23 protein-coding genes are annotated in these 23,922 nt (G+C 33.0%); 8 read left to right on the forward strand and 15 right to left on the reverse strand.

The genetic code is table 11. The annotated features are described in order from the left end of the window. Positions 1-74: 74 nt before the first annotated feature. The 3 genes from purB to OLM51_RS07855 all read right to left on the reverse strand — a co-directional run bounded on the left by purB (position 75) and on the right by OLM51_RS07855 (position 2,901). Positions 75-1,421: an adenylosuccinate lyase gene (purB, locus tag OLM51_RS07845; protein WP_264553768.1), complete on the reverse strand. Its 1,347-nt coding sequence runs from the start codon at positions 1,419-1,421 to the stop codon at positions 75-77. A gap of 89 nt (positions 1,422-1,510) precedes the next feature. Then, positions 1,511-2,203 carry a sterol desaturase family protein gene (locus OLM51_RS07850; protein ID WP_264553769.1) on the reverse strand — a complete coding sequence of 231 codons (693 nt, stop codon included), beginning with the start codon at positions 2,201-2,203 and terminating at the stop codon, positions 1,511-1,513. Further along, positions 2,200-2,901: an SIR2 family NAD-dependent protein deacylase gene (locus OLM51_RS07855; RefSeq protein ID WP_264553770.1), complete on the reverse strand. Its 702-nt coding sequence runs from the start codon at positions 2,899-2,901 to the stop codon at positions 2,200-2,202. The genes OLM51_RS07850 and OLM51_RS07855 overlap by 4 nt, the downstream gene beginning before the upstream one ends. A 159-nt stretch (positions 2,902-3,060) precedes the next feature. Between OLM51_RS07855 and cysC the strand changes: the two genes are divergently transcribed. The 4 genes from cysC (at position 3,061) to OLM51_RS07875 (ending at position 6,001) form a co-directional block, all read left to right on the forward strand. Next, positions 3,061-3,591, forward strand: a complete 531-nt coding sequence (gene cysC, locus OLM51_RS07860; protein ID WP_264553771.1) for an adenylyl-sulfate kinase — start codon at positions 3,061-3,063, stop codon at positions 3,589-3,591. 21 nt (positions 3,592-3,612) lie between these two features. Further along, positions 3,613-4,296 carry an aspartyl/asparaginyl beta-hydroxylase domain-containing protein gene (locus OLM51_RS07865; protein WP_264553772.1) on the forward strand — a complete coding sequence of 228 codons (684 nt, stop codon included), beginning with the start codon at positions 3,613-3,615 and terminating at the stop codon, positions 4,294-4,296. Between the two features lie 11 nt (positions 4,297-4,307). After that, the gene (locus tag OLM51_RS07870; protein WP_264553773.1) at positions 4,308-5,276 is read left to right on the forward strand and encodes a sulfotransferase; all 969 of its coding nucleotides are present in this window, start codon (positions 4,308-4,310) and stop codon (positions 5,274-5,276) included. A gap of 62 nt (positions 5,277-5,338) precedes the next feature. After that, positions 5,339-6,001: a TrmH family RNA methyltransferase gene (locus tag OLM51_RS07875; RefSeq protein ID WP_264553774.1), complete on the forward strand. Its 663-nt coding sequence runs from the start codon at positions 5,339-5,341 to the stop codon at positions 5,999-6,001. 90 nt (positions 6,002-6,091) lie between these two features. Here OLM51_RS07875 and OLM51_RS07880 read toward each other — a convergent pair whose 3' ends face one another. From OLM51_RS07880 to OLM51_RS07910, 7 genes are all read right to left on the reverse strand, one after another. Further along, positions 6,092-7,690, reverse strand: coding sequence for a PepSY-associated TM helix domain-containing protein (locus tag OLM51_RS07880; protein ID WP_264553775.1), 1,599 nt, complete (start codon positions 7,688-7,690; stop codon positions 6,092-6,094). Positions 7,691-7,846: 156 nt separating this feature from the next. Beyond that, a complete protein-coding gene (locus OLM51_RS07885) occupies positions 7,847-10,006 on the reverse strand; it encodes a TonB-dependent receptor (protein WP_264553776.1) in 2,160 nt (719 codons plus the stop codon). A 93-nt stretch (positions 10,007-10,099) separates the two neighbouring features. Continuing rightward, positions 10,100-10,444, reverse strand: coding sequence for a hypothetical protein (locus OLM51_RS07890; protein ID WP_264553777.1), 345 nt, complete (start codon positions 10,442-10,444; stop codon positions 10,100-10,102). A 215-nt stretch (positions 10,445-10,659) separates the two neighbouring features. Next, positions 10,660-14,001 (reverse strand): preprotein translocase subunit SecA, encoded by a 3,342-nt coding sequence (gene secA, locus OLM51_RS07895; RefSeq protein WP_264553778.1) that lies wholly within the window; start codon positions 13,999-14,001, stop codon positions 10,660-10,662. An 85-nt stretch (positions 14,002-14,086) separates the two neighbouring features. Further along, a complete protein-coding gene (locus OLM51_RS07900; RefSeq protein WP_007138072.1) occupies positions 14,087-14,308 on the reverse strand; it encodes a DUF2795 domain-containing protein in 222 nt (73 codons plus the stop codon). A gap of 252 nt (positions 14,309-14,560) precedes the next feature. Then, positions 14,561-15,130, reverse strand: coding sequence for a cob(I)yrinic acid a,c-diamide adenosyltransferase (locus OLM51_RS07905; RefSeq protein WP_264553779.1), 570 nt, complete (start codon positions 15,128-15,130; stop codon positions 14,561-14,563). A gap of 44 nt (positions 15,131-15,174) precedes the next feature. Beyond that, on the reverse strand, positions 15,175-15,879 hold the full coding sequence (locus OLM51_RS07910; RefSeq protein WP_264553780.1) for an ABC transporter ATP-binding protein: 705 nt from the start codon (positions 15,877-15,879) through the stop codon (positions 15,175-15,177). A gap of 293 nt (positions 15,880-16,172) precedes the next feature. Here OLM51_RS07910 and OLM51_RS07915 point away from each other — a divergent pair, with 293 nt between their 5' ends. Further along, on the forward strand, positions 16,173-16,832 hold the full coding sequence (locus OLM51_RS07915) for a DUF6565 domain-containing protein (protein WP_264553781.1): 660 nt from the start codon (positions 16,173-16,175) through the stop codon (positions 16,830-16,832). 83 nt (positions 16,833-16,915) lie between these two features. On the opposite strand, the gene OLM51_RS07920 is transcribed toward OLM51_RS07915, so the two are convergent. After that, on the reverse strand, positions 16,916-17,317 hold the full coding sequence (locus OLM51_RS07920) for an XRE family transcriptional regulator (protein ID WP_264553782.1): 402 nt from the start codon (positions 17,315-17,317) through the stop codon (positions 16,916-16,918). Positions 17,318-17,709: 392 nt separating this feature from the next. Here OLM51_RS07920 and OLM51_RS07925 point away from each other — a divergent pair, with 392 nt between their 5' ends. Continuing rightward, positions 17,710-18,228: a hypothetical protein gene (locus OLM51_RS07925; RefSeq protein ID WP_264553783.1), complete on the forward strand. Its 519-nt coding sequence runs from the start codon at positions 17,710-17,712 to the stop codon at positions 18,226-18,228. Here OLM51_RS07925 and OLM51_RS07930 read toward each other — a convergent pair. The 3 genes from OLM51_RS07930 to OLM51_RS07940 form a co-directional block, all read right to left on the reverse strand. Next, a complete protein-coding gene (locus OLM51_RS07930; protein ID WP_264553784.1) occupies positions 18,225-19,004 on the reverse strand; it encodes an O-methyltransferase in 780 nt (259 codons plus the stop codon). The two genes, OLM51_RS07925 and OLM51_RS07930, sit on opposite strands and share 4 nt — an antisense overlap. Positions 19,005-19,054: 50 nt before the next feature. Then, positions 19,055-19,522, reverse strand: a complete 468-nt coding sequence (locus OLM51_RS07935; protein ID WP_264553785.1) for an FKBP-type peptidyl-prolyl cis-trans isomerase — start codon at positions 19,520-19,522, stop codon at positions 19,055-19,057. A 97-nt stretch (positions 19,523-19,619) separates the two neighbouring features. Next, positions 19,620-21,482 carry an ABC-F family ATP-binding cassette domain-containing protein gene (locus tag OLM51_RS07940; protein ID WP_264553786.1) on the reverse strand — a complete coding sequence of 621 codons (1,863 nt, stop codon included), beginning with the start codon at positions 21,480-21,482 and terminating at the stop codon, positions 19,620-19,622. Positions 21,483-21,689: 207 nt separating this feature from the next. Between OLM51_RS07940 and OLM51_RS07945 the strand changes: the two genes are divergently transcribed. Together OLM51_RS07945 and OLM51_RS07950 are read left to right on the forward strand one after the other, a co-directional pair. After that, a complete protein-coding gene (locus OLM51_RS07945) occupies positions 21,690-22,121 on the forward strand; it encodes a DUF6326 family protein (RefSeq protein ID WP_264553787.1) in 432 nt (143 codons plus the stop codon). 16 nt (positions 22,122-22,137) lie between these two features. Next, positions 22,138-22,833, forward strand: coding sequence for a DUF4386 domain-containing protein (locus tag OLM51_RS07950; RefSeq protein ID WP_264553788.1), 696 nt, complete (start codon positions 22,138-22,140; stop codon positions 22,831-22,833). Positions 22,834-22,844: 11 nt separating this feature from the next. On the opposite strand, the gene OLM51_RS07955 is transcribed toward OLM51_RS07950, so the two are convergent. Further along, positions 22,845-23,774 carry a T9SS C-terminal target domain-containing protein gene (locus tag OLM51_RS07955; RefSeq protein WP_264553789.1) on the reverse strand — a complete coding sequence of 310 codons (930 nt, stop codon included), beginning with the start codon at positions 23,772-23,774 and terminating at the stop codon, positions 22,845-22,847. Positions 23,775-23,922 lie beyond the last annotated feature (148 nt).

Below are 23,922 nucleotides of genomic sequence, written 5' to 3' on the forward strand. Positions count from 1 at the left end.
AACTGCTCCGCGTTAAATAAAAAAAGCTATCTCGATAAAGATAGCTTTTTTTGGGAAAATATTTTAGGTTTTTTTTAAATACCTGTGTAATTGCTAGGTGTTATTTGCATTAATTCGGCTCTTACAGCATCAGAAACTTCCAAAGTTGCAATGAAATTATGAATTGCATTTTTGTCAATAGCTTCATTTGTTCTGGTTAAACCTTTAAGCGCTTCATATGGATTTGGATAAGCTTCGCGACGTAAAATAGTCTGAATAGCTTCTGCTACTACTGCCCAGTTTTTTTCTAAATCTTCAGCAAATTTGCTTTCATTTAAAAGTAATTTGTTTAAACCTTTCAAGGTAGCTTCAAAAGCAATAATTGTATGTCCAACCGGAACTCCAATATTTCTTAAAACTGTACTGTCTGTTAAATCACGCTGTAATCTTGAAATAGGAAGTTTTGCAGATAAATGTTCGAAAATAGCATTTGCAATTCCTAGATTTCCTTCAGAATTTTCAAAATCAATTGGGTTTACTTTGTGTGGCATTGCAGAAGAACCAATTTCTCCGGCTTTGATTTTTTGTTTAAAATAATCCATTGAAACATAGGTCCAGATATCACGATCTAAATCGATAATGATATTGTTGATTCTTTTTAAACCATCAAAAAATGCGGCAAAATGATCGTAATGCTCAATTTGTGTTGTTGGGAATGAATGTTGTAGACCTAAATCAGTTTCAACAAATTTAGTTCCAAACTGTTTCCAGTCAATTTGTGGGTAAGCTACGTGATGCGCATTAAAGTTTCCGGTTGCACCACCAAATTTGGCAGCAAAAGGAACATTAAATAACAAACGCATTTGTTCTTCAAGACGTTCTACAAATACCAGAATCTCTTTTCCTAAACGAGTAGGAGAAGCTGGTTGGCCATGTGTACGTGCCAGCATTGGAATGTTTGCCCATTCAACACTTAATTCTTTTAATTTTGAGATTAAAGTAATCAGTGATGGCATATAAACCTGCTCAAAAGCATCTTTTGTAGATAGCGGAATAGCAGTGTTGTTAATATCCTGAGATGTTAATCCGAAGTGAATGAACTCTTTGTGTTGAGATAAACCTAATTTTTCGAAAGCATCTTTTATAAAGTATTCTACCGCTTTTACATCGTGGTTGGTTACTTTTTCTGTTTCTTTAATCCAAAGAGCATCTTCAGTCGAAAAGTTTTTGTAGATGTTTCTTAGGCTTTCAAATAAACTTGAATCGATACCTTTTAATTGAGGTAATGGAATTTCGCATAACGCGATAAAGTATTCCACTTCAACCAATACACGGTATTTTATTAAAGCTTCTTCAGAAAAGAAAGGCGCTAAATTTTGGGTTTTATTTCTATATCTTCCGTCAATTGGTGATATAGCATTCAATTCGTTTAGAGTAGTCATTGTTATGTTGTTTTTCGAAAGGTGCAAATATAAGTGATTGTTAAAACTTCTGAAAGTTACTGAAGCTTTATTATGGCCAAACTTGCAATTTAAATAATGGTTTTGAATATTTTATCCCAAATGGTGAAGTAAAAACCAAAATTCTGAGATTCGTTTTTATGATGGTCATTATGGAATTTAGTAGTCGAAATCCATTTTGTAAAATAGTTTTTGTACCAAAAAGCAGGAAATACATCGGTCTTTAAATGACCAAATATTCCGTATGATAAATTTAAAATAAGATAGATGATAATACTTAAAAAATTAAACTCTAAAATGGTAATTAAAAATAACCATATAAAACCAAAGCCTAAGGTTTCTACAGGATGTAATACATACAGACTATAAACATTGGTTTCGATGTGTGTATGATGAAGTTTATGAATGGGGTACATCCATTTTAAATGATGAACCAAATAATGAAAAATGAACATTAGAAGATCCATTAAGAGTATCAATATCAGGGTGTCAAGAAACATAGCATACCATGATCCTGAGAAATCTACTTTCATTATTCCGTAACGATACAATTCAAAGCCGGTAATAGTGATGAATGTATTGCATAATAGGGTAGAAAGAACCCATTTTTGATCTGTTTTCTTTAATACGGTATTTTCAGGCTCAATTATTTTTCCAATTAAAACAGAAATATAGATCAAAATTAAGTTTTCGATCAAAAAGAAAATAGCGAGTAAAGGCAGATTAAACTGGGATAATTGCTGTAACCAATTTTCAAAAATCATAGCGCATTTTCTAAAACCAGGAGACGTTCTCTTAAATCGGCAACACCTTCTGAAGCAAATTTTGCGATTGTTTCTACTTTATTACTAATATTTGGTATTGCAATTGGTTTTGGGTCAATATAAAAAACAGGTGTAATACTATAAGTATACGAAATTAATCCTGCGGCTGGATAAACTTGCAATGAAGTACCAATTACAGCAAAGTAATCTGCTTCTTCAACAATAGAAATGGCCTCTTCGAGCGCAGGAACGTCTTCACCAAACCAAACAATATGTGGTCGCAATTGATGTCCGTTTTCATCCAGATCACCGGTAAATAAATCATCTGTCCAGTCTAAAATCAGGTCGCGATTTTTGGTGCTTCTTACTTTTAATAATTCTCCATGTAAATGCAAAACATTTGAACTTCCGGCTCTTTCGTGCAAATCGTCAACATTTTGAGTTATAATATACACGTCGAAATCTTTTTCTAATTCAGCCAGAATAAGATGTCCTAAATTGGGTTTAACCTCTTTTAGTTGTTGGCGTCTTTTATTGTAAAAATCAAGAACCAATTCCTGATTTTTATGCCAGCCTTCGGGAGTTGCTACTTCCATAACATCATGTCCTTCCCATAAACCATCACTGTCACGAAAAGTTTTTATTCCGCTTTCAGCACTTATTCCGGCTCCGGTCAAAACAACAAGCTTCTTTTTCATATTCTATTTTAATTAAAAGATAAAAATAGTGATTTTAAAACCTGTTTTAATTAAAATCTGAGATTGATTGCACGAAAAAATAAAGCGTATTTCTACGTATTGTCCGGACTTGGGGAATTATTTAGTTTTAATGTGGCATAAAATGAAAAGAAATTTGAAATGATTTTAATACAGTTTACAGGATTATCAGGTTCGGGAAAAACTACATTGGCAGAGCATGTTAGTGAGATGTTAGTGGAAAATGGTTATCAGGTAAAAATTGTCGACGGCGATGTTTATCGACAAACTGTTTGTAAAGATTTAGGTTTCTCAAAAGATGACCGTTGTGAAAATGTAAGACGTCTTTTTAATATAAGTCAGGATTTTGTTCAGTCTAAAATTATCGTTTTAATGTCGGTTATAAACCCATACGAAGAGGTAAGAAAGGAAATTGGTCAGTATAAATTTGTTCGGACTGTATTTGTTGATTGTTCAATCGATAATCTGATAAAAAGAGATCCAAAAGGATTGTATAAGAAAGCCTTATTACCAGATGATGACATTAATAAAATTAAAAATTTTACCGGAATAAGTGCTGTTTATGAAACTCCTTCGAAAGTTGATTTAGTATTAAAAACAGACTTTGAAGAGGTATCGGTTTCAACACAAAAGTTGTATCATTTTATCGTTACCAATTTATCCGATTTATAAATAAAGCTAACCTTTAAACATATGAATCCTTCTTCCTGCCAGCTTCCGATTTCATTTTCAATAGAAAAGTTGCAAAAAGATCTTGCAATCTGCGAGACTAATTTATGGACACCTCATTTTAATACGTATCGATACGAAGGGGACTGGACAAGTGTTTCCTTAAGATCGCAATCAGGAGAAGTTAATGATATTTTGTCTTTTCCAAATGCAACCTATAAGAATACTAATTTATTGGAGAGCTGTACCTATTTTAAAGAAATCATGGACTGGTTTCAATGTGAAAAAGAGGCAGTGCGTCTATTAAAACTGGGCCCTGAAAGTAAAATCAAGGAACATGTTGATAACGACACTTCTTATGAAGATGGATTTTTCAGAATTCATGTACCAATAATTACAAATGATGAAGTATTTTTTTATGTCGATAAAAAGTTGGTTCCTATGAAAATGGGAGAATGTTGGTACGCTAATTTCCAGCTTCTGCATAGTGTTGAAAATAAGAGCCGGGAAGCTCGCATTCATCTTACTTTAGATTGTATACGCAATGAGTGGTCAGATGAATTGTTTTCGAAAATGGGTTTTAATATCAATTCTTCTTCAAAACCAAATCTGTTTTCTGATGAAGTGAAACAGCAAATTATTGCAGAACTTTCCAGAAATCCTTCAGAAATTAATGCTAAACTAATTGCAGATCTGCAGTCAAATTGAAATTAATAAATATGGAAAATATAGCGCATTCACTTTTAAACTGGATTCCAATTAAATTAATTGAAAAGGATAATGAAATTTATTTTGAATGGATTTATCTGGGAGATTTAAATTATAATGAGCCTTTTTTTGACGAAACGATTGCTAAATGCAGAAAGCTGCCTTACAATTCTAATTGGTTTAAAACAGTAAGCACTTTAGAAAATCTTATTGATTGGTCTAAAGAATTGGTTGCTGTCGAAGTAAAATCATTGGTTTTTCATGTGTCCAGATGCGGGTCTACCATGTTGAGTCAGTCTCTGGCGACTTCAGCTGAAAATATTGTGATTTCTGAAGCTCCCATTATCGATCAGATTCTAAGAAGTTATTCTTTTGATTTAGAAAAAAAGACCATTTTGTTAAAATCGGTAATTGCTTTGTTAGGACAAAAAAGATTCCCGGAACAAAAGAATTTAATTGTAAAACTCGATGCCTGGCATATATTTAATGCCCCTTATTTACGATCAGTTTTTCCTGAAACTCCTTTTGCTTTGCTTTATAGAAATCCGGCAGAAGTTTTAAGGTCACACCAAAAAATGACAGGAATGCATATGGTGCCTAATTTATTAGAGCCTGGTATTTTTGGCATAACTTCAAAAGAAATTAGTGAAATAAGTTTTCATCAATATGGAGCATTGGTGTTGGAGAAATACTATCAGGGATTCTTAGATTTTAATGCTTTAGATAAAAATGTGATAATACTCAACTATAATGAGGGAATGAGAGATGTGGTGGAAAGATTTATATCTTTTATCAATGTTGAGTATTCAAATAATGAACTCAATCAAATTTATGATCGTTTAAAAAAGCATTCAAAAAATGAAGCGAATATTTTTAACGGAGATTCCTATAAAGATGATGTTTTATTGGCAGATCTTAGTAAAGCTTTTTTATTGCACGAGAAATTGAACAATTGTTTTGTTGAAGATTTAGCCCGTTGAAAATAGTTGCAAATTTTTTTCTGTTTTATTTATGATGTATTTTTGCTGCAAACACAAATAAAATGATTGATTTAGATTACCTCGCTTTTCTTGAAAATATATTAACTGATAATCGAAAGGAAAGATTTTATACTGTTTTGGCAAACCGTACCAAACATTTTACAGTTGCAGTAGAAGATGTTTTTCAGATGCATAATACAAGTGCCGTAATGCGCAGCTGTGAGGTTTTTGGAATTCAGGAACTGAATGTAATCGAGCAACGTTACGGAAAACGTATTGATAAAGAAATTGCCATGGGAGCTCAAAAGTGGGTTGACATCCATCAATATGATTCGATTACCAATTGTGTTTCTACTTTAAAGAATCAAGGCTACCAAATCATTGCTACAACACCACACGAAAATGATTGCCTGCTGGAGGATTTTGATATTACTAAACCAAGCGCTTTATTTTTCGGGACTGAACGTGATGGACTCTCTCAGGAAATATTAGAAAAAGCCGATGGTTTTCTTAAAATACCAATGGTTGGTTTTACAGAGAGTTTAAATATTTCTGTTTCGGCTGCGATCATCATTCAAAATCTTACGAACAGATTACGTAATTCTGATATCAATTGGCAATTGTCTGAGGAAGAAATTTTAGAAAAACGTTTAGCCTGGGCCAGAAATTCTATAAAAGATATCAAACGAATAGAAGCTCGCTACTATCAGGAAAATCCAAGATAAGTTTTTAGAGGTTCTAAGGTGCTAAGGGACTAAGATTCTGAGGAAAGAAAACTTAGTGTCTTAGAACCTTAGTCCCTTAGCACCTTTTATCTATTTTTTCAAAAAAAGAATAAAACCTAACACACTGACAATTAAAATGGACAGCGCTGCTAAAACCGTTGTCAAATCCCGAATGTTTTTTCCAGCCCAGTCCATAAATAAGAATTTATGAAAAATGGCAAAAGAATAACCTTCAACTTTGTCTGCATTATTAATTACAGCAGCAAGTCTTGAAGTTGATGTCTCGATAAAGTATGTTGTTTTTTCGGGTGTATCATAAGCCAGTTTTATTACCGGAAGTCTTTTGTTGACAAAACCATATTCTCTGCTTTCAAAATCGGTTAGAACTTTTGATTCTAACAATTTTACATTTTCCAGAGAAGGCTGAGAATCATCTTCAGAAGAAGTAGCCATTTCACAGCAGGAAGCTTTTGGTGCTCCGTCGGTAAAATAATAGGCTAAAAATTCAGCATATTCCAAATCCAGATTTGGTGTAATTTTATTTGTTGTCGCATTAATGTAAACTACTTCAGATTTTGGATCGTCTTTTTTGTTCCATTTAGAATCAGATTTTGGCTTCTTGAATCTTCCAGTTTCTTTTTCAAGTAATTGACAGCGATAATATGTGGTATCGTTTAGTGTAATAATACTCATGTTTTGAAAACGATCCCAGTCTAAAATCAAATTATTATTTGCAGTTGGAATTTCTTTTGTCACAAAAGTAGGTTCGTAAACCATTTGTGATAAGGTATATGGCGTCCATTTTGTGGTAGCATGATACGCACCACTAAAAGCGAAAGTTAGCGTAAAAAGTGAAACCCAGATTCCAATTTGTCGATGGTATTTTCTAAGTCCTTTTTTAGGTTGCAAATTATCTGTTTTTTTGAATTGTTTCCAAAGCAAACCATAAATCAAAATACCGCTCAAGGCAGAAAACCCAATAATAGACAACAGGAAAATCATCGTAATAATTCGGATACTGTTGTTGGAAATGGCGTCTATAAAAGACCAATTATGAAACGTATCGAAGAACCAGATAAAAGCTTGTCTGGAAGTTGGGTTATAAGTTGCCAGTTTGCCCGATGAAGTTTCTACATAGATCTGCATAGCATCCGGACGGTCAAAACTTAGTTTGTAAACGGGCAAATAACGGTTTACGTATTTGTATTGCGAGGTAAATTCAGTTACCACTTCGCTGTTTTTTACAGTGCTTTTTTGATCATCTAAGAAGTAGCGAGAAAGCCACTCGGCATATTTTTGATCTCCGTTTTGGAGTTTTTTAGCAGTTGAAGTATCAAAATACCATAATTCTCCCAGAATTGTTTTTACCTGATAATAGGTGGCATTATTAAAAGTGACAATTCTGAAATTTTTGAACTGTGATATTTCATTTTTCTGCAAAACTTCCTGAATAGAATAATGCAGTTGACTTTTGTTAATAACTGGCTGTTCAATTTTATCATGAGCAATTTCGGGTTTGAAAAAATGCGCCATAAAAGGATGCATTAAACCAGAAAAGGTCCAGAAAATTACAGGAACAATAGTCACTAAACCAATAACACGATGCCACTTGTACATGTGCTGTTTGATTTTTTTTACGATTTTTGAATCTTTCTTTTTAGAAGAGTTTTTCTTTGCTTCTTTACTCATACTTGAGTTGTTTTGATTTGTTTTTTTGTTTTTTGCCACAGATTAAAAAGATTATAATGATTTTTTATTCCTAGAAGATTAAAGAAAATCGGTTTGTTACTTAATGAACCTTACTTTAAAATCCTTTTAATCTGTGTAATCTGTGGCAGATAATTTTTATTTTTTTAATGAAAAATTGTACTGAATTCCAAATACAAAGGTTCGTGGCGCTGCTGCTGTGTACGTTGGCTGTGCGTTTACCGTATTGGCTCTCGAAACATTGTAAGCGTATAATTTATCAGTTAAGTTCATTACGTTTCCATATACTTCAATTCCTTTCCATTGATAACCAACCCTCGCGTTGAAGATGTTGTAACCATCATATTTTACAGTATTAATCTGATCCTGATAATAACTGCCTACAAGCTGCCATTCTACTGATGTTCTTAAATTAGGAAGCCAGTTAGGATAATAACTCACTTCTGAATTCCCTGACCATTTTGGCGCTGCCGGCATTTCTTTTCCGTTCAGGTTCTGAATAGGATCTGATGGTTTGTCTGAAAGTTTAAAATCTATGTAAGTATGTTGCGCGTAAGTACCACCAACACGTATATTGAATTGTTTAGAAGGTCTGTACGAACCGCCAAACTCGATTCCTTTATGACGGGTTTCACCAGCAGAACGGTAATCTGTTGAATTATCAGGAAGTTTAATATTTAATAATTCATTTTTGCCTTCCATGTAGTAGAAAGCATAATCGAAGTTTAGTTTATTTTCTAAGAAAGAAAACCATCCGCCAACTTCGTAATTATAGAAAGTTGCAGGCTCAAGATTATAATAGAAAGCTGCAGGAACACCTGTTGTACCGCCAGTTCCGGGTTTGGTTCTAAAGATTGAAGTAATACCTGGAGGAGCAAAACCTTGTGAGTAGTTCCCATAAAATCCTGCAAATTCTACAGGATTATAATTTACTCCTGCCTTAAAAGTGGCTTTATCATACACTTTGCTTCCTGAAGAAAGATCAAGTGCATTATCATAATTAACCTTCATATTGTCGTAACGACCACCAAGAGTAACGACTAATTTTTCAATTGGATTAAAGCTTATTTGTGCATAACCTGCTGTATTGAAAATATCTGCTGTGTAATCGGCCAGTTTAGCATCTGGGCGTTCGGCAATAATCTCATAAGAATCTACCGTTTGTTTTCCAGGAGTTCCAGGATTTAAGTTGGCTTTTAAATCAATTACATACGACCAATAAGTTACAGGAGAATAATCGTATAATGCGCCTGCGACAATTTTAGTATTCAGAAAATCAAATTTTTGAGTATGTTGCCCAATAGCTCCATAACTTTTAAAGTTGTTTGAGTTGACTTCACCTTTTGCTGTTGTTGGGTTTACAGTTGGACTCCATTTAATTCCGTAAGATGGATTTTGCCCCAATTTGTTGTCACGCAAATAGGCTGTTATATAACTACTGGAATTACTGTTCCAATCATGTTCCAGTGTTAATCGGGTTCTTAAGGCATCAGATTTTCTATAAGTAAAATTAGAAGTGCTTTTGTAGGTTCTGTTGTTAAAAGCCTCTTCGTTTACAGTACCACTCATATCTGAATAATATTTTCCATACATGGTATTGCTGATCAGCCGGGTAGAAGGAGAGATGTTATAATCAATTCTGGCATTCAGATTGTCTTTGTTGTAATCAGAATAGGTCATCCATCCGTTTTCCTGTAAACTTGAAATTCCGGCAATATGAAAACCTACTTTTCCAATTGTTGCACCGCCAGCTGCCTGAAATCTTCTGTAACCGTAATTGTCGGCCTGAACTCCAAATTTAAATTCCGGATCAACAGGAGGTTTTAATGAAATTAAATTTATAGTTCCGCCTACAGCTTCAGGGCCATATAAAGAAGATACCGGACCTTTTACAACTTCAATGCTCTGCAAATTATATTGGTTTATCTCTAATAAGGCATTGTGATTAAAAATTCCCATTGGGCGAATTGGTAATCCGTCTTCCAGATATAAGTAATAGGCATTAGTTGTCATAGGCTGACGAATAGACATCATATGCTGCTCGTTTCCTAAATTGACCATTAATACACCAGGTGTTTTGTTTATGATTTCGTAAACCGCAGTTGCTTTAGTTTCGTTAATTGTTTTGGCGGTTAATTTACTAATGGCGACAGGCGTTTCTTTTCTTAAAGTTGCTGTACGATTTGCTGTAATGAAAACATTTTCAAGTTCCTGTGATTTTGTTGTATCCTGCGTTGTTTTGTTTTGCGCAAAAACACATTGCCCTATGATGAATAGGGTAAAGTATATTTTTTTCATTTTAAATTATATAAATTTTGAAATGCAACCAGTTTTCTTAGGCTTTAAGCCAAAGAATGATTTTTCAGTTTTGGCATAAAGCCAGTCTAAAATTTATATAAGATAGGATGGAGGTCGAAAAGTTGAGGTAGAAACAGCAATAGGTTTTTTATCGAATGAAGCAAAAATTTTTGCTTTTGATTCGATCAGTGCTGCTAGTTTGAAATTGTTTAGAGTTGAATTCTGAATGTAAACTACTTCTGCTTTTTCTTTCAGATTGTTTTGCATTCTTTTTTCATTATCTGCGTATTTTTTTAAACTTTTTTGAAGTTCACAACGTCCATTACAGCTATTAAAAACCATTTTTCGCTGCACACAGATTGTTTTAGAAATTTCTTCCTGATTTAATTTGAATGAGGTATAAACAAAGAAACTGCCAAAAGAAGGAACTAATAGCATGCAGGAAAGAAATATGACGAAAAATCGTTTCAAAATCTGTTTCGTTGTTTATGGGAGCAAAAATACATTTTATTCGTTTTAGAATGAATTTATTCAATCATTTTTCTAAAAAAAATATTCGGGTCTTACAAACTGGAAGTTTTCTAAAAAGATAAACCCGACAGATTTTAAAATCTGTCGGGTTTAATATGTAATTTGAAATAATAAAATTATTCTTAAACAAGAACCCAGGTACCAGCAGCTAATAAACTCTCAGCTTTTTTGTACTTCATTGTTTCTGTTTTACCTGTTGCAACTTCCTGAACCGTAACGGTGTCATTTCTATTGATTTTTGGCATCTCTCTAACGATAGTTTCTGTAACCTGACGTTGTTGCGTTTCTCCGGCTTCACGGTTGATATCTTCACTGTTTACAATTTCGTCTTTTGTTAATTGTAAATTTTCTTTTTGACGAACTTCTCTTGCTTCGTGGATTTCAGAGCTAACGTTTTGAGCAGGCAAATCACCTTTGAACAAGAATGAAATAACTTCTTTATTAACATTGTCTAACATTCCTCTGAACAAATTAAAAGCTTCTAATTTGTAGATAAGCAATGGATCTTTTTGTTCGTGAACAGCCAATTGAACAGATTGTTTCAATTCGTCCATTTTGCGTAAATGTTTTTTCCATGCTTCATCAACAATTGATAAGGTGATGTTTTTCTCAAAATCAGCAATTAACTGAGCTCCTTGGCTTTCGTATGCTTTCTTTAAGTCTGTAACAACATTCAAAGTTTTGATTCCATCTGTAAAAGGAACTACAATTCTTTCGAAATGATTGTTTGGCTCTTCAAAAACTCCTCTAATGATTGGGAAAGCTTCTCTTGCACTTCTTTCTGTTTTTTCAGTATAGAACGCTAAAGCTTCTTTGTATACTTTTCCTGTAACTTCAATATCAGTTAATTTTGCGAAATCTGCTTCTGAAATTGGAGATGTAATTCCGAAATAACGAATTAAATCAAATTCAAAATCTTTAAAATCATTTGCAATTTTAGTTTGACTTACGATTAATTCGCAAGTATCATAAAGCATATTGGCAATATCTAATTTCAAACGCTCACCAAATAATGCATGACGACGACGTTTGTAAACTACTTCACGTTGAGAGTTCATTACGTCATCATATTCTAATAAACGTTTACGAACACCAAAGTTGTTTTCTTCTACTTTTTTCTGAGCACGTTCGATAGATTTAGTCATCATAGAATGCTGAATAACTTCACCTTCCTGTAATCCCATTCTGTCCATTACTTTAGCAACTCTTTCAGAACCAAATAAACGCATTAGGTTATCTTCAAGAGAAACATAAAATTGAGAACTTCCCGGATCTCCCTGACGTCCTGCACGACCACGTAACTGTCTGTCTACACGACGAGAATCATGACGCTCTGTACCTACGATTGCTAAACCACCAGCAGCTTTTACTTCTGGAGATAATTTAATATCGGTACCACGACCAGCCATGTTTGTTGCAATAGTTACAACTCCGGCTTTACCGGCTTCTTCTACAATTTGCGCCTCTTGTTTGTGCATTTTAGCATTCAAGACGTTATGCGTAACGCCTCTCATTTTTAACATTCGGCTTAATAATTCTGAAATCTCTACAGAAGTTGTCCCAATCAATACAGGTCTTCCTGCGTTTGATAATTCAGTAACATCTTCGATTACAGCGTTGAATTTTTCACGTGTAGTTTTGTAGATATAATCTTCTTTGTCTTGTCTTGCGATTGGACGGTTTGTTGGAATTTCAACAACGTCTAATTTGTAAATCTGCCATAACTCTCCAGCTTCTGTAACAGCTGTACCTGTCATACCACCCAATTTGCTGTACATTCTGAAATAATTCTGTAATGTAACTGTAGCAAAAGTTTGTGTAGCAGCTTCGATTTTTACATTTTCTTTAGCTTCGATTGCCTGGTGTAAACCGTCAGAATAACGACGGCCATCCATGATACGACCTGTTTGCTCATCGACAATCATAATTTTGTTGTCCATGATCACATATTCTACATCTTTTTCAAATAAAGCGTAAGCTTTTAAAAGTTGTGTTAAGGTGTGAATACGCTCACTTTTTACACCAAAGTCCTGGAATAATCTTTCTTTAGCCTCAGCTTCAGCATCTTTATCCAGTTTTTGTTTTTCGATTGCAGCTATTTCTGTTCCGATATCCGGTAAAACGAAGAAATCAGAATCAGTATCTCCAGAAAGGTATTTAATACCATTGTCTGTCAATTCTACCTGATTGTTTTTTTCTTCAATCACAAAATACAAAGCTTCGTCAACTTTGTGCATCTCACGATTGTTATCCTGCATGTATTGATTTTCAGTTTTTTGAAGTAATTGTTTAATTCCTTCTTCACTTAAAAATTTAATTAATGCTTTATTTTTAGGTAAACTTCTGTAAGCTCTTAATAATAAGAATCCGCCTTCTTTAGTATTTCCTTCTTTGATTAATTTTTTAGCTTCTGCCAAGAAACCATTTGCTAACTGACGTTGTTGAGATACTAAGTTTTCGATTTTTGGTTTCAGTTCATTAAATTCATGACGATCTCCCTGAGGAACCGGACCAGAAATAATAAGTGGAGTTCTTGCATCATCAATTAATACAGAATCGACCTCATCGACAATGGCATAATTGTGTTTTCTTTGCACTAAATCGCCTGGCGAATGTGCCATGTTATCTCTTAAGTAGTCAAAACCAAATTCGTTGTTGGTTCCGTAAGTGATATCTGCGTCGTATGCTTTTTTTCTTTGTTCTGTACTTGGTTGGTGATTATCAATACAATCAACAGTTAAACCGTGGAACTCAAACAATGGAGCTTTCCATGTACTATCACGTTTTGCCAGATAGTCATTCACAGTTACTAAGTGAACACCATTTCCTGTCAAAGCATTTAAGTAAAGAGGAAGAGTTGCAACCAATGTTTTACCTTCACCCGTTTGCATTTCGGCAACTTTACCTTCGTGCAATACCATACCACCAATTAACTGAACATCATAATGAATCATGTCCCAAGTGATATCTTTTCCGGCAGCATTCCATTTGTTAGCCCAAACTGCTTTTTCACCATCAATTGTGATATATGCTTTTGTTGCTGAAAATTCACGATCTTTTGGAGTTGCAGTAACTTCGATATGTGAGTTTTCTTTAAAACGGCGAGCTGTTTCTTTTACTACAGAAAATGCTTCAGGAAGAATTTCCAATAAAGTTTTTTCTGAGATTTCGTAAGCTTCTTTTTCAAGAGAATCAATTGCATCATAAAGATCTTCTCTTTTGTCGATGTCTTCGATGTTTTCTACTTCTGCTTTAAGCGAAGCAATTTTAGCATCCTTATCAGCTCTGGCTTCTTTTATTCTATCTTTAAAATATACGGTTCTTGCTCTTAATTCGTCATGAGACAAACTCATTAAGCTAGTTTCGAATGTTTTAATTTTGTTTAAATAAGGTTGTAAAGCTTTGACATCTTTCTGTGATTTATCACCGACAAAGACTTTAATGATACTGTTTATGAAACTCATGATTTATTGTATTTCTTTATTATATATATGTATTTGAACCAAAAAAAAAGTCTCTGTGATGAGACTTTTTCCTTTGGTTTATTTTTTAATATTCATCCTCATTCCAAAGATAATCTTCGTCTGTTGGATAATCAGGCCAAATTTCTTCCATTGATTCATATATCTCGCCTTCATCTTCGATAGACTGAAGGTTTTCTACTACTTCTAATGGAGCACCAGCTCTAATAGCGTAGTCAATAAGTTCATCTTTGTTAGCAGGCCATGGCGCATCACTTAAATAAGATGCTAATTCTAATGTCCAATACATCTGTTATCTGTTTAGTTTGTGCAAAAATAAATTTTTTACTGAAAAAGACAAGTAAATTTTGATTTATTTTAATAAAATTTAAGAACGTCTTCTTTAAATTCCAAAAATTAAATTCCAAATTCCAAAAAAGGAGCCTGAAATTGCCAATATTAGGAACTTTATATATTGTTTAAATTCGCAGAATTTTTAAATTATTTCTTTAGAATTTGGTTCCGATAGCTATCGGAATTAAAAATCGGAGTTTAAGAAAGTTTATTTTCTGGGTATCCATTTTACTTCTTCTGCTTTTAAGTCAGACGACAACTTCCGTGCCAAGACAAAAAGGTAGTCAGAAAGTCGGTTTAAGTACTTGATTGCTATTTCGGGAACGTGTTCATTATGGCTTAAATGTACTGCCAAACGCTCTGCGCGACGACAAATACAGCGTGCTATATGACAATGTGACACGGTTGGATGGCCTCCGGGTAAAACAAAATGAGTCATTGGTGGAAGGCTTTCTTCCATTTTGTCTATTTCGTTTTCTAATAATTCAATATCCGAATCAATTATTCCTAAGTTTTTTAAACGAAGTTCTCCGTTTTTTAAAACTTCTTTTTCCTGTGGAGTTGCCAAAATGGCACCAACAGTAAAAAGACGATCCTGAATTTCGATTAAAATGGTTTTATAATGAGAATCCATTTCCTGATCACGAATTAATCCGATATAAGAGTTTAGTTCGTCAACAGTTCCATAACTGTCAATTCTGATGTCATCTTTAGGAACACGTGTGCCGCCAAAAAGAGCTGTGGTTCCTTTGTCGCCTGTTTTTGTATATACTTTCATTTTTTTTAAGATGCTAAGGTTCTGAGATGCTAAGTTTTTTAAGATTAAAGCAATATGTGATCCGGTTTTGTAGTATCACTTTCAATTAATCCATCTCTTAAACGAATTACGCGATGTGCGTAAGCTGCAATATCCTCTTCGTGAGTTACTAGAATTACAGTATTTCCCTGAGCATGAATATCTCCAAACAGTTTCATGATTTCTACAGAAGTTTTACTGTCTAAGTTTCCGGTTGGTTCATCGGCTAAAATAATTGAAGGTTTATTTACCAATGCTCTCGCAATGGCAACACGCTGGCGCTGCCCTCCTGATAACTGATTGGGCTGATGATCCATTCTGTCTGCCAGATTTACTTGCTTTAAAACTTCTGTTGCACGAACAACACGTTCTGATTTTGGATGCCCTGCATAAATCATTGGCAAGGCCACATTATCTAAAGCAGTTGTTCTTGGCAGAAGATTAAAAGTCTGAAATACGAAACCAATCTCTTTGTTTCTAATTCCGGCCAATTCATCATCACGCATTTGGCTTACATCTTTTCCATTTAAAACATAACGTCCGGAAGTTGGAGTGTCCAAACAACCTAGTAAGTTCATTAAAGTAGATTTTCCGGATCCTGATGGACCCATTAAAGCAACATATTCGCCTTTTTGTATTTCTAAATTTATTCCTTTTAAAACATATACGATTTCATTACCCAGAACAAAATTTCGTTTAATGTCGGTTATTTTAATTAATGGTTCAGCCATTTCATCTTACAATTTTGGATTTAAAAGTACAAAACACTTTTCAATAAGTAGTTGATTATTGGTTTTTGTTACAAAAATCTCTTTTGTTTCTAATGTGTGCCGGGATAAGCAGATCAATATGGTTTTTAAGCAAAAAGCTGTTACGTTATTCTGTTTAAATTTTGCATAATTATCATTGTTTTTTGTGTTTTACAGATTTAATATGTTTTTAGTTTTAAAAATGTGATAATAATGTAATTTATTACTTTGAGTAATAGGTAAATTTGTTTATCTATTAATTAATAATCAAGATTATGAAAAATATAAAAATAGCAATAGGAGTTTCTTTAATCGTATTTAGTTTTACTTCGTGTAAAGATGAAAAACAGGAAAAGGCTCAGAGAATAGTCGATTCTTATGTAACCTACGTTGATTCTGTCAAAAATGTGGCTGCTGACGATTTGAAAGAGAATTGGAAAACAGTGGAATCTGAATATGATAAAAGAGCTCAGGAAGCTGAATTGGCTTTGGCAGATATTAAAGATAATTCGGTCGCGACCGAAAAAATAAATACAAGTAAAGTTAAGTACGAGGAATTTAGAAAAGAAATGACCGCCGTTTTTGCCCCACCAGCTCCAAGTCCGAAACAACAATTAAGAAATGCTTTATTTGGAGAAGGAAAAATAGGAGATGATATGAGTTTTAGCTGGGTAAATGCTCAGAATATTCATAGTGTTTATCAACAATTTGTACATACAGTCGAAAATAATAAAGATCGTTATTCAAGGGAAGACTGGGATGAAATAAAAGTATTGTATGAAGCATTAGACAGCCGAAAAAATACTGTTGAAAAAGAAGGTTTGACTGCTGAAGACAATAGAAAAATTGCTGGTTTGAAAATTAAATTTGCGCCTATGTATACAGTAAACAGAATGGGAGCAAAGGCTGAGGAAAATGCAGCAGCTAAGAAATAAATGAGTTATTTTGGATTAAATGAAAAAGGCGATCATTTACTGATCGCCTTTTTTATGTTTTAATGGTGAGATAATCCTGAAATTTATTTGCTAATTAGTTTTTCAAGCTTTGCCATCATTTCATCTTTCTCTTTTAGCATACGCTCATACAGTGCAATTTTTTCTTCATGCAATTGAATAATCTTTTCAATTGGATTGTAGTTATTAATTACTAATCCAGTTGCACTATCATTGCTGTTAAATGTATTTGCAATAACATTTACTGCCTGTTCCTCGTCAAAGTTCTGAAAAGCTTCAACAGGAATTTTCAATGAATTAGAGATTTGTTTAAGCAGATTGTCTTCAATTATGTCTTTTTGTTCCAGCATAGAAATTTTTTTCTGGTTCCAGTCTTCTCCCAAATCATAAGCCAGTGCTTCCTGTTTGATGCCAAGCATCTCTCTGAAGCGTTTTACATTTCTTCCCTGATGAATTTTCTGTTCCATAATGAATGTCTTTTTTCCGAAGGTTCAAAGATAAAGCTATCTGCACTAAAAAGTGTGAATTTCAAAGATAAAAAAACATCTCAGAAAATAGCTGTTTTGTCAGATATTATATCAAATTTAGAATAGTTTATTTTAATAATAGAATTCAGTTTGCTTAAGTGTTCGGGTGAAAAGCCGCGTAATTACTTTGTTTGGAAGTATTTTTGAAAAGCAGAAAAGAATCGAAGGCTATGAATGATTGAAAATGGGAAAAAAATAAAGAAACTAAAAAATAGATTTCAAAATATCTATATTTAAATAACAATGACAATCAGAAATGATTGTCTTTTTTTTGTGCTTTTTTTTGATAATGATTGAAATAAAAAATATTTTAGTACCAAAGAACAATCCCTATGAATTTTTTATTTAATCTCAATCCTGTTACTAACCTTTTGATCATAACAATTGTAACAGTATTACTTTTTCGGCTCTGCTATTTTCTGGATGGGTTTTCTAAATTTCCAATTTCAAATCTAATTGCAATTTTTGCATTAATGTTTATTGCGGTTTTTATGTCTCTGAAAACTTTAAGTGAAGTTTATCATTTTAGAAAATTAAAAGAAGGTTACAGTTTAACAGAAGGGAAAATTACGTATTTTAAACCTGATCGGGGACGAAAAAAGAAAGGTGAAGTGAACTACGAATATATGGTAAGAAACGAATTGATATTGAACAATGTGACAGGAAATGATTTTGTCAAGTTTCCCAAGATAAAACTTGATACAACTATAACTTATTTAGTGATTTATGAGCAAAAATCGCCTGAAAATAGTTTCTTACTATTTAATTATCCGATAAAAAAGAATGAGGATATGCAGAATTATCAAAAGTTGTTTGCTAAAGAAATACCAAAAGATGCCTTTAATTATTAGCTTCTAATCACAAAATGCTCTTTTTCCTGTTCATATCTAAAGAAGACAAATCCCCATTGAAAAGTATCAATAGTAACTTTTACTTTTGGATGATTTTTGATAATTTCCCAGGCTTCTTCCATTTCTAAAGACCAATGAATATCATCAAAAATCCAAACAGAATCATTATTAACTGTTTGCAATAAAACTTCAAAATATTTTAAGGTTGCTTTTTTAGAATGATTTCCGTCAAAATAGATAAGATCAAAGATTGTATTGTGCAGGTTTTCAGAAATCAGAAAAGATTCAAATTCTGAAATTACATTTTCAACATTGTTGCAATCAAATCGATTTAAATGTTCTTTGGCAATATTTGCTGTTTGAGGACAGCCTTCTACTGTATATACTTTTGCTTTTGGATTGCCCAATGCCAGAGCAGCAGTAGCTAATCCTAAAGAAGTTCCAATTTCAAGAACGTTTTTTGGTTCAAAATAGGAAGTTACCCGATATAATAATTCGGCTCTTTTAGGTGAAATACCAGCTGTTGCAGCGATTTTTGAAATCTGTCGTATGTTGGATTTAAAAACTTTTGAGCCGGCTCCAAAATCAGTTACTTCAATAAAATTTTTATTAGCAAGTAATGATTTTCGGTAATTATTCAGAACAATATAGGCAGATTTTGGTTTTTTGTCGTAAAAACATTTTGTTAATAGACTAAAAACAAAAGGGGAATGTACTCCGTGTTCATTTTTAGAATTCCAGAGGAATTTGATGTATGATTTTATTTGGAAGAACATTGTTTTGTTTTTAGTCTACTCTCAATTTTTACCTTAATATAATTTCCGGATTATTTGTCTACAGAAATTAGGTTTATATCAAAAACAAGTACAGAACCTCCAGGAATACCTCTTTGTGTGTAAGGTCCATATCCTAAATGTGATGGTACTAATAAAACTCCGCTTCCACCTTCTTTGAAAAAAGGAATTCCTTCTTTCCAGCCTGTAATTACTTCACTTAAGTTAAAACTAATTGGTTCAGTTCTTTTGTCAAAAACAGTTCCACTTGTGTAATAACCTTTGTAAGTAACCGTAACTCTGGAGCTTGACGTTGGTTGTTTGCCGGTTCCAGCCTCGTTTATAATGTAATATAAACCAGAAGCAGTTTTTTGAGCTGTTAGTTTGTTTTTAGCGAGATAATCAACTATTTCTTTATCGTTTTCCTTAGTATAATCTGTTTTTTGTTCCTGAAGATTATCATTTCCAGAACAAGAAATAAAAAGAGTCATTGCTATTAAAGCAGTTAAAATGTATTTCATGTGGTATTATTTTTAGAATCGCAAATATAGAAAAATTAGTTTTCGGTCTTATATATTTAACTTTTGGTTAAAAAAAGGGACTAAGCTCTAAAAAAAATTATCCCTCAATTTTAGCCGAAAGCTCAAACCATCTTTCTTCTTTCTGATCTATTTTATTAATGATGTTTTGAAGTTCATTAGCTTTTTTCTCAATATCAGCATCTGCGACTTTTCCTTCAGAGAATAATTGTTCGATTTTAGTTTTTTCGATTTCTAAATCTTTGATTTCTCTTTCGATTTTTTGATATTCTTTTTGCTCGTTAAAGCTTAAATTTCCTGTTGGATTGTTTTGTTTCCAGTCTTTCTTTTCGGCCTTGTTTTCTTCTTTTTGAGCAACGTCGGCACTGTCTTCATAAGCGCGGAAATCAGAATAGTTTCCTGGGAAATTTTCGATTTCACCCTGCCCTCTAAAAATAAATAAGTGATCGACAATTTTATCCATAAAATAACGGTCGTGGGATACTACCAATAAACACCCCGGATAATCTAATAGAAAACTTTCCAATACGTTAAGCGTTACAATATCTAAATCGTTTGTTGGCTCATCGAGAATTAAAAAGTTCGGATTCTGAATTAAAACAGTACATAAATACAAACGTTTTAATTCTCCACCGCTTAATTTTTCGACATAATCGTATTGTTTTTTAGCATCAAAAAGAAAGCGCTCTAATAACTGAGAAGCTGAAATAATTTTCCCTTTTGCAAGCGGAATGTATTCTCCGTACTCTTTAATAATATCAATAACACGCTGACCCGGTTTTGGATTAATTCCGGATTGTGTGTAATAACCAATTTTGATTGTATCTCCTTTTACAACTCGGCCGCTGTCTGGCGGAATTGTTCCTGTAAGCAGATTTAAGAAAGTAGATTTTCCGGTTCCGTTTTTTCCAATAATCCCGATTCTTTCGCCACGCTGAAAATCAAAACTAAAGTTATTCAGAATAACACGGTCTTTGAATTTTTTAGAAAGTTTATGAAGCTCAATAATTTTGCTTCCCATTCTTTCCATATTAATTTCAAGTTCCACCTTATTTTCTTTTCGTCGGCTTTGTGCTTTTTCTTTAATTACATAAAAGTCATCCTGACGTGATTTAGATTTGGTTGTTCTCGCTTTTGGCTGGCGACGCATCCATTCTAATTCTTTTACAAATAAGTTTTTTGCTTTGTCAACACTAGCATTTTCAGAAGTGATTCTTTCTTCTTTTTTCTCTAAATAATAAGAGTAATTTCCTTTGTATTGATATAATTTTCCGTTGTCTAATTCAATAATTTCATTACAAACACGCTCCAAGAAGAAACGGTCGTGCGTTACCATAAACAACGTGATGTTTTCTTTAGCAAAATAACTTTCAAGCCATTCGATCATTTCCAAATCCAGATGGTTGGTTGGCTCATCAAGAATTAATAAATCAGGGCGATTGATTAATATGATCGCCAATGAAAGACGCTTTTTTTGACCTCCCGAAAGATTTTTTACTTTAAGTTTAAAATCTTCTAATTTCAGTTTAAATAAAATTTGCTTGTATTGTGTTTCAAAATCCCAAGCGTTATGTTGATCCATTCCGTCAAAAGCTTTTTGATACGCTTCTTCGTCATTTGGGTTTTCAAGCGCTTTTTCGTAAGCTTCTATTATTTTAAGCGTTTCATTGTCTGAAGCGAAAATGCTTTCTTCGATCGTAAGCTCATCTTGTAGATTATTGTTTTGCGAAAGAAATGCCATTCGGATTCCTTTTCTCAACACAACTTGTCCTGTGTCAGGTTCATCCAAACCATTAATAATGCTCATAATGGTTGTTTTACCAGAACCATTTTTAGCAATAAAAGCGATTTTTTGGTCTTTATTGATTCCAAAAGAAATGTTGTCAAAAAGGACTCTTTCGCCAAATGACTTCGATATATTTTCTACAGATAAGTAATTCATGTTCTAACAGTGCCTGTTATGCAGGCTTATTTTTGTGATAGTCCTCTAAATTTAAACAGAGGATCAAATTTTAATCCGGCAAAGATACCTTTTTGGAACAAACAAAAAAAGGATAGCTTATTAGTATATTTTATAAAATCAAATTCATTAGAATTGTAACAATTTAAGTCTTGTTTCGTCATACTAAAAACCAGTAAACCACTAAAGATGGATACAGAAAAGGTAAAACCGGCCAGTTTAGAAGATTTTAAAATAAATACCAAAATCAAACTTTCTGCATTATGGACCTCCGTAATGTTTTGCTACATATATGGAGATTATTTCTCTCTTTATGTTCCAAAGAAAGTTGAGGATTTTATAAGCGGAGATACATTGCTTGATTCTCCCGTAAAATTATTTCTTGCCACAATTTTAATGACAATTCCGGCATTAATGATTTTTGTATCGGTTGTTTTAAAACCAAAATTAAACCGCGTACTTAATCTTGTTTTCGGAATTATTTATACCGCCATAATGCTGTTAATTGCATTTACTACCATTGCGCCTTGGTGGAGTTTCTATGTTTTTCTGGCATTAATAGAAAGTGTACTTACAGCAATAATATTCTGGACCGCACTAAAATGGCCGAGACAATTTTAATTTTAAAAGAAAAAGTATGAATCAAGAATCAAAACTATCGTTTAGAAATACAGGAAGAATAGCAGGTTTGTTATATTTAGTAGTTGTGCTAACCGGAATTTTTAGTTTAGGATACGTTCCGTCAAAATTAATTATTTGGGATAATCCTTCAGCAACTTTCAATGCGATAAAAGAATCTGAGTTCCTTTTTAGATCTGGTATTGTGAGTGGATTGGTTTGTTATACTTTCTTTTTATTTCTTCCCTTAGTTTTATACAAATTATTGAAACCTGTTCATAAAACTTATGCAGGATATATGGTGGCTTTAGCAATTGTTAGTGTACCGATTTCTTTTGTTAATATGCTTAATAAATTTGCAGTGCTTTCAATAATTAACGAAAATTCCGGACAAACCGAAACAAAAGAAGCTGTTAAACAAGTACTATTTTATCTCAATCAATATGATTACGGAAATCTGATTGTGCAGGTTTTCTGGGGACTTTGGCTTTTTCCTTTTGGTTATTTGGTTTATAAATCCGGAATTATTCCTAAGTTTTTTGGGATATTACTTATGTTGGGCTGTATAAGTTATTTGATCAATTTCTTTGGTAATTCATTATATCCTAATTATTCTCAGTTGGGCATATCTTCCATAATAAGACTTCCTGCAACTCTTGGCGAAATAGGGTCGTGTTTGTGGCTCCTGATAATGGGAGCAAAAAAAATATACTAATTTTTAAGATCTTAATGCGAGCCTAAAATCGGACTCAAATCTAAATAGTGAATTTGCTGTGGAGTATTTAAAATAGGTTTTCGAACTAATGATTCATTGGTTATGAAATAATGAATCCCGTCTTTTGTCGTAATTCCTTCAATTTGATGAAATGGGAGTTTAAGATCAATTCTTCTCTTGTTTCCCGATAAAAAATTGTTGTTTTTAAAATTGTTTAGCAAATATAAAAAAGGCTTTCCAATTTTTGAATAGCCACAAAGTACAACAGTTTTTTTGTCTTCCAGATAAACTGAGCCCGTCACCAAGCCCTTGGTGTCGAATGTCTCCTTTAACTGTGCAATTTGATTTCCTGTTTGATTTGGCAGGGCATAAATTGCACTTTTAGACGATTTCCATTGTTTTGTAAATAGAAAAATACTGTCTTTAGAAACAACAAACGCTTCGCAGTCGAAGTTGGTATTGTTTGGTTTTTGTGCTGCAAAATCGGTTTGATCACTATAGCGAAAGGCAATCTTTTCGATAATTGGATTTTGGCCCAAAAATGATTTTTTATCAATTTTTAAAATGTGTAAATCAGTTCGGTTCCCACTGTAATTATTCCCAAAATCGCCAATATATAAATACAGGCTGTCTTGTGTTATTTCTTCCCAATCCTGATTTATAGCCTGAGTGAGGATGATTTTCTTTCTAATTTTTCCCAAAGAGTCTAATCCGTAGATTGTCTTGTCATGGTCATCGTTATGTGTCCACAATAGATCGTCAAAAGCAATTAATCCTGAAGTTTCTTTAATTGAATCGCTTAGTTTAATGGAATATTCAGGCTTTATTCTATTATTTTTCTTCTCTTTTTGAGCAATATTTTCAGCGTAAAAATCGGTGTTTTTCTTCTCCTGAGCATAAGAATAAGAAAATATTAATAAGAAAAAAATGATATTTTTCATTTTAGATATTCCATAGTTTTTAAATGTAAAAATACATAAAAAAACCTTTGTTTATAAGGGATGAGAATCGAATTTGTTAGCTGTTTGGCTCTGGAACAATACGGTTAATAACTGATAGTATAGGACAATTCTGTCTTTTGGGCTTTTT

It is taken from the genome of Flavobacterium sp. N2038 (assembly GCF_025947185.1).
GTDB lineage: Bacteria > Bacteroidota > Bacteroidia > Flavobacteriales > Flavobacteriaceae > Flavobacterium.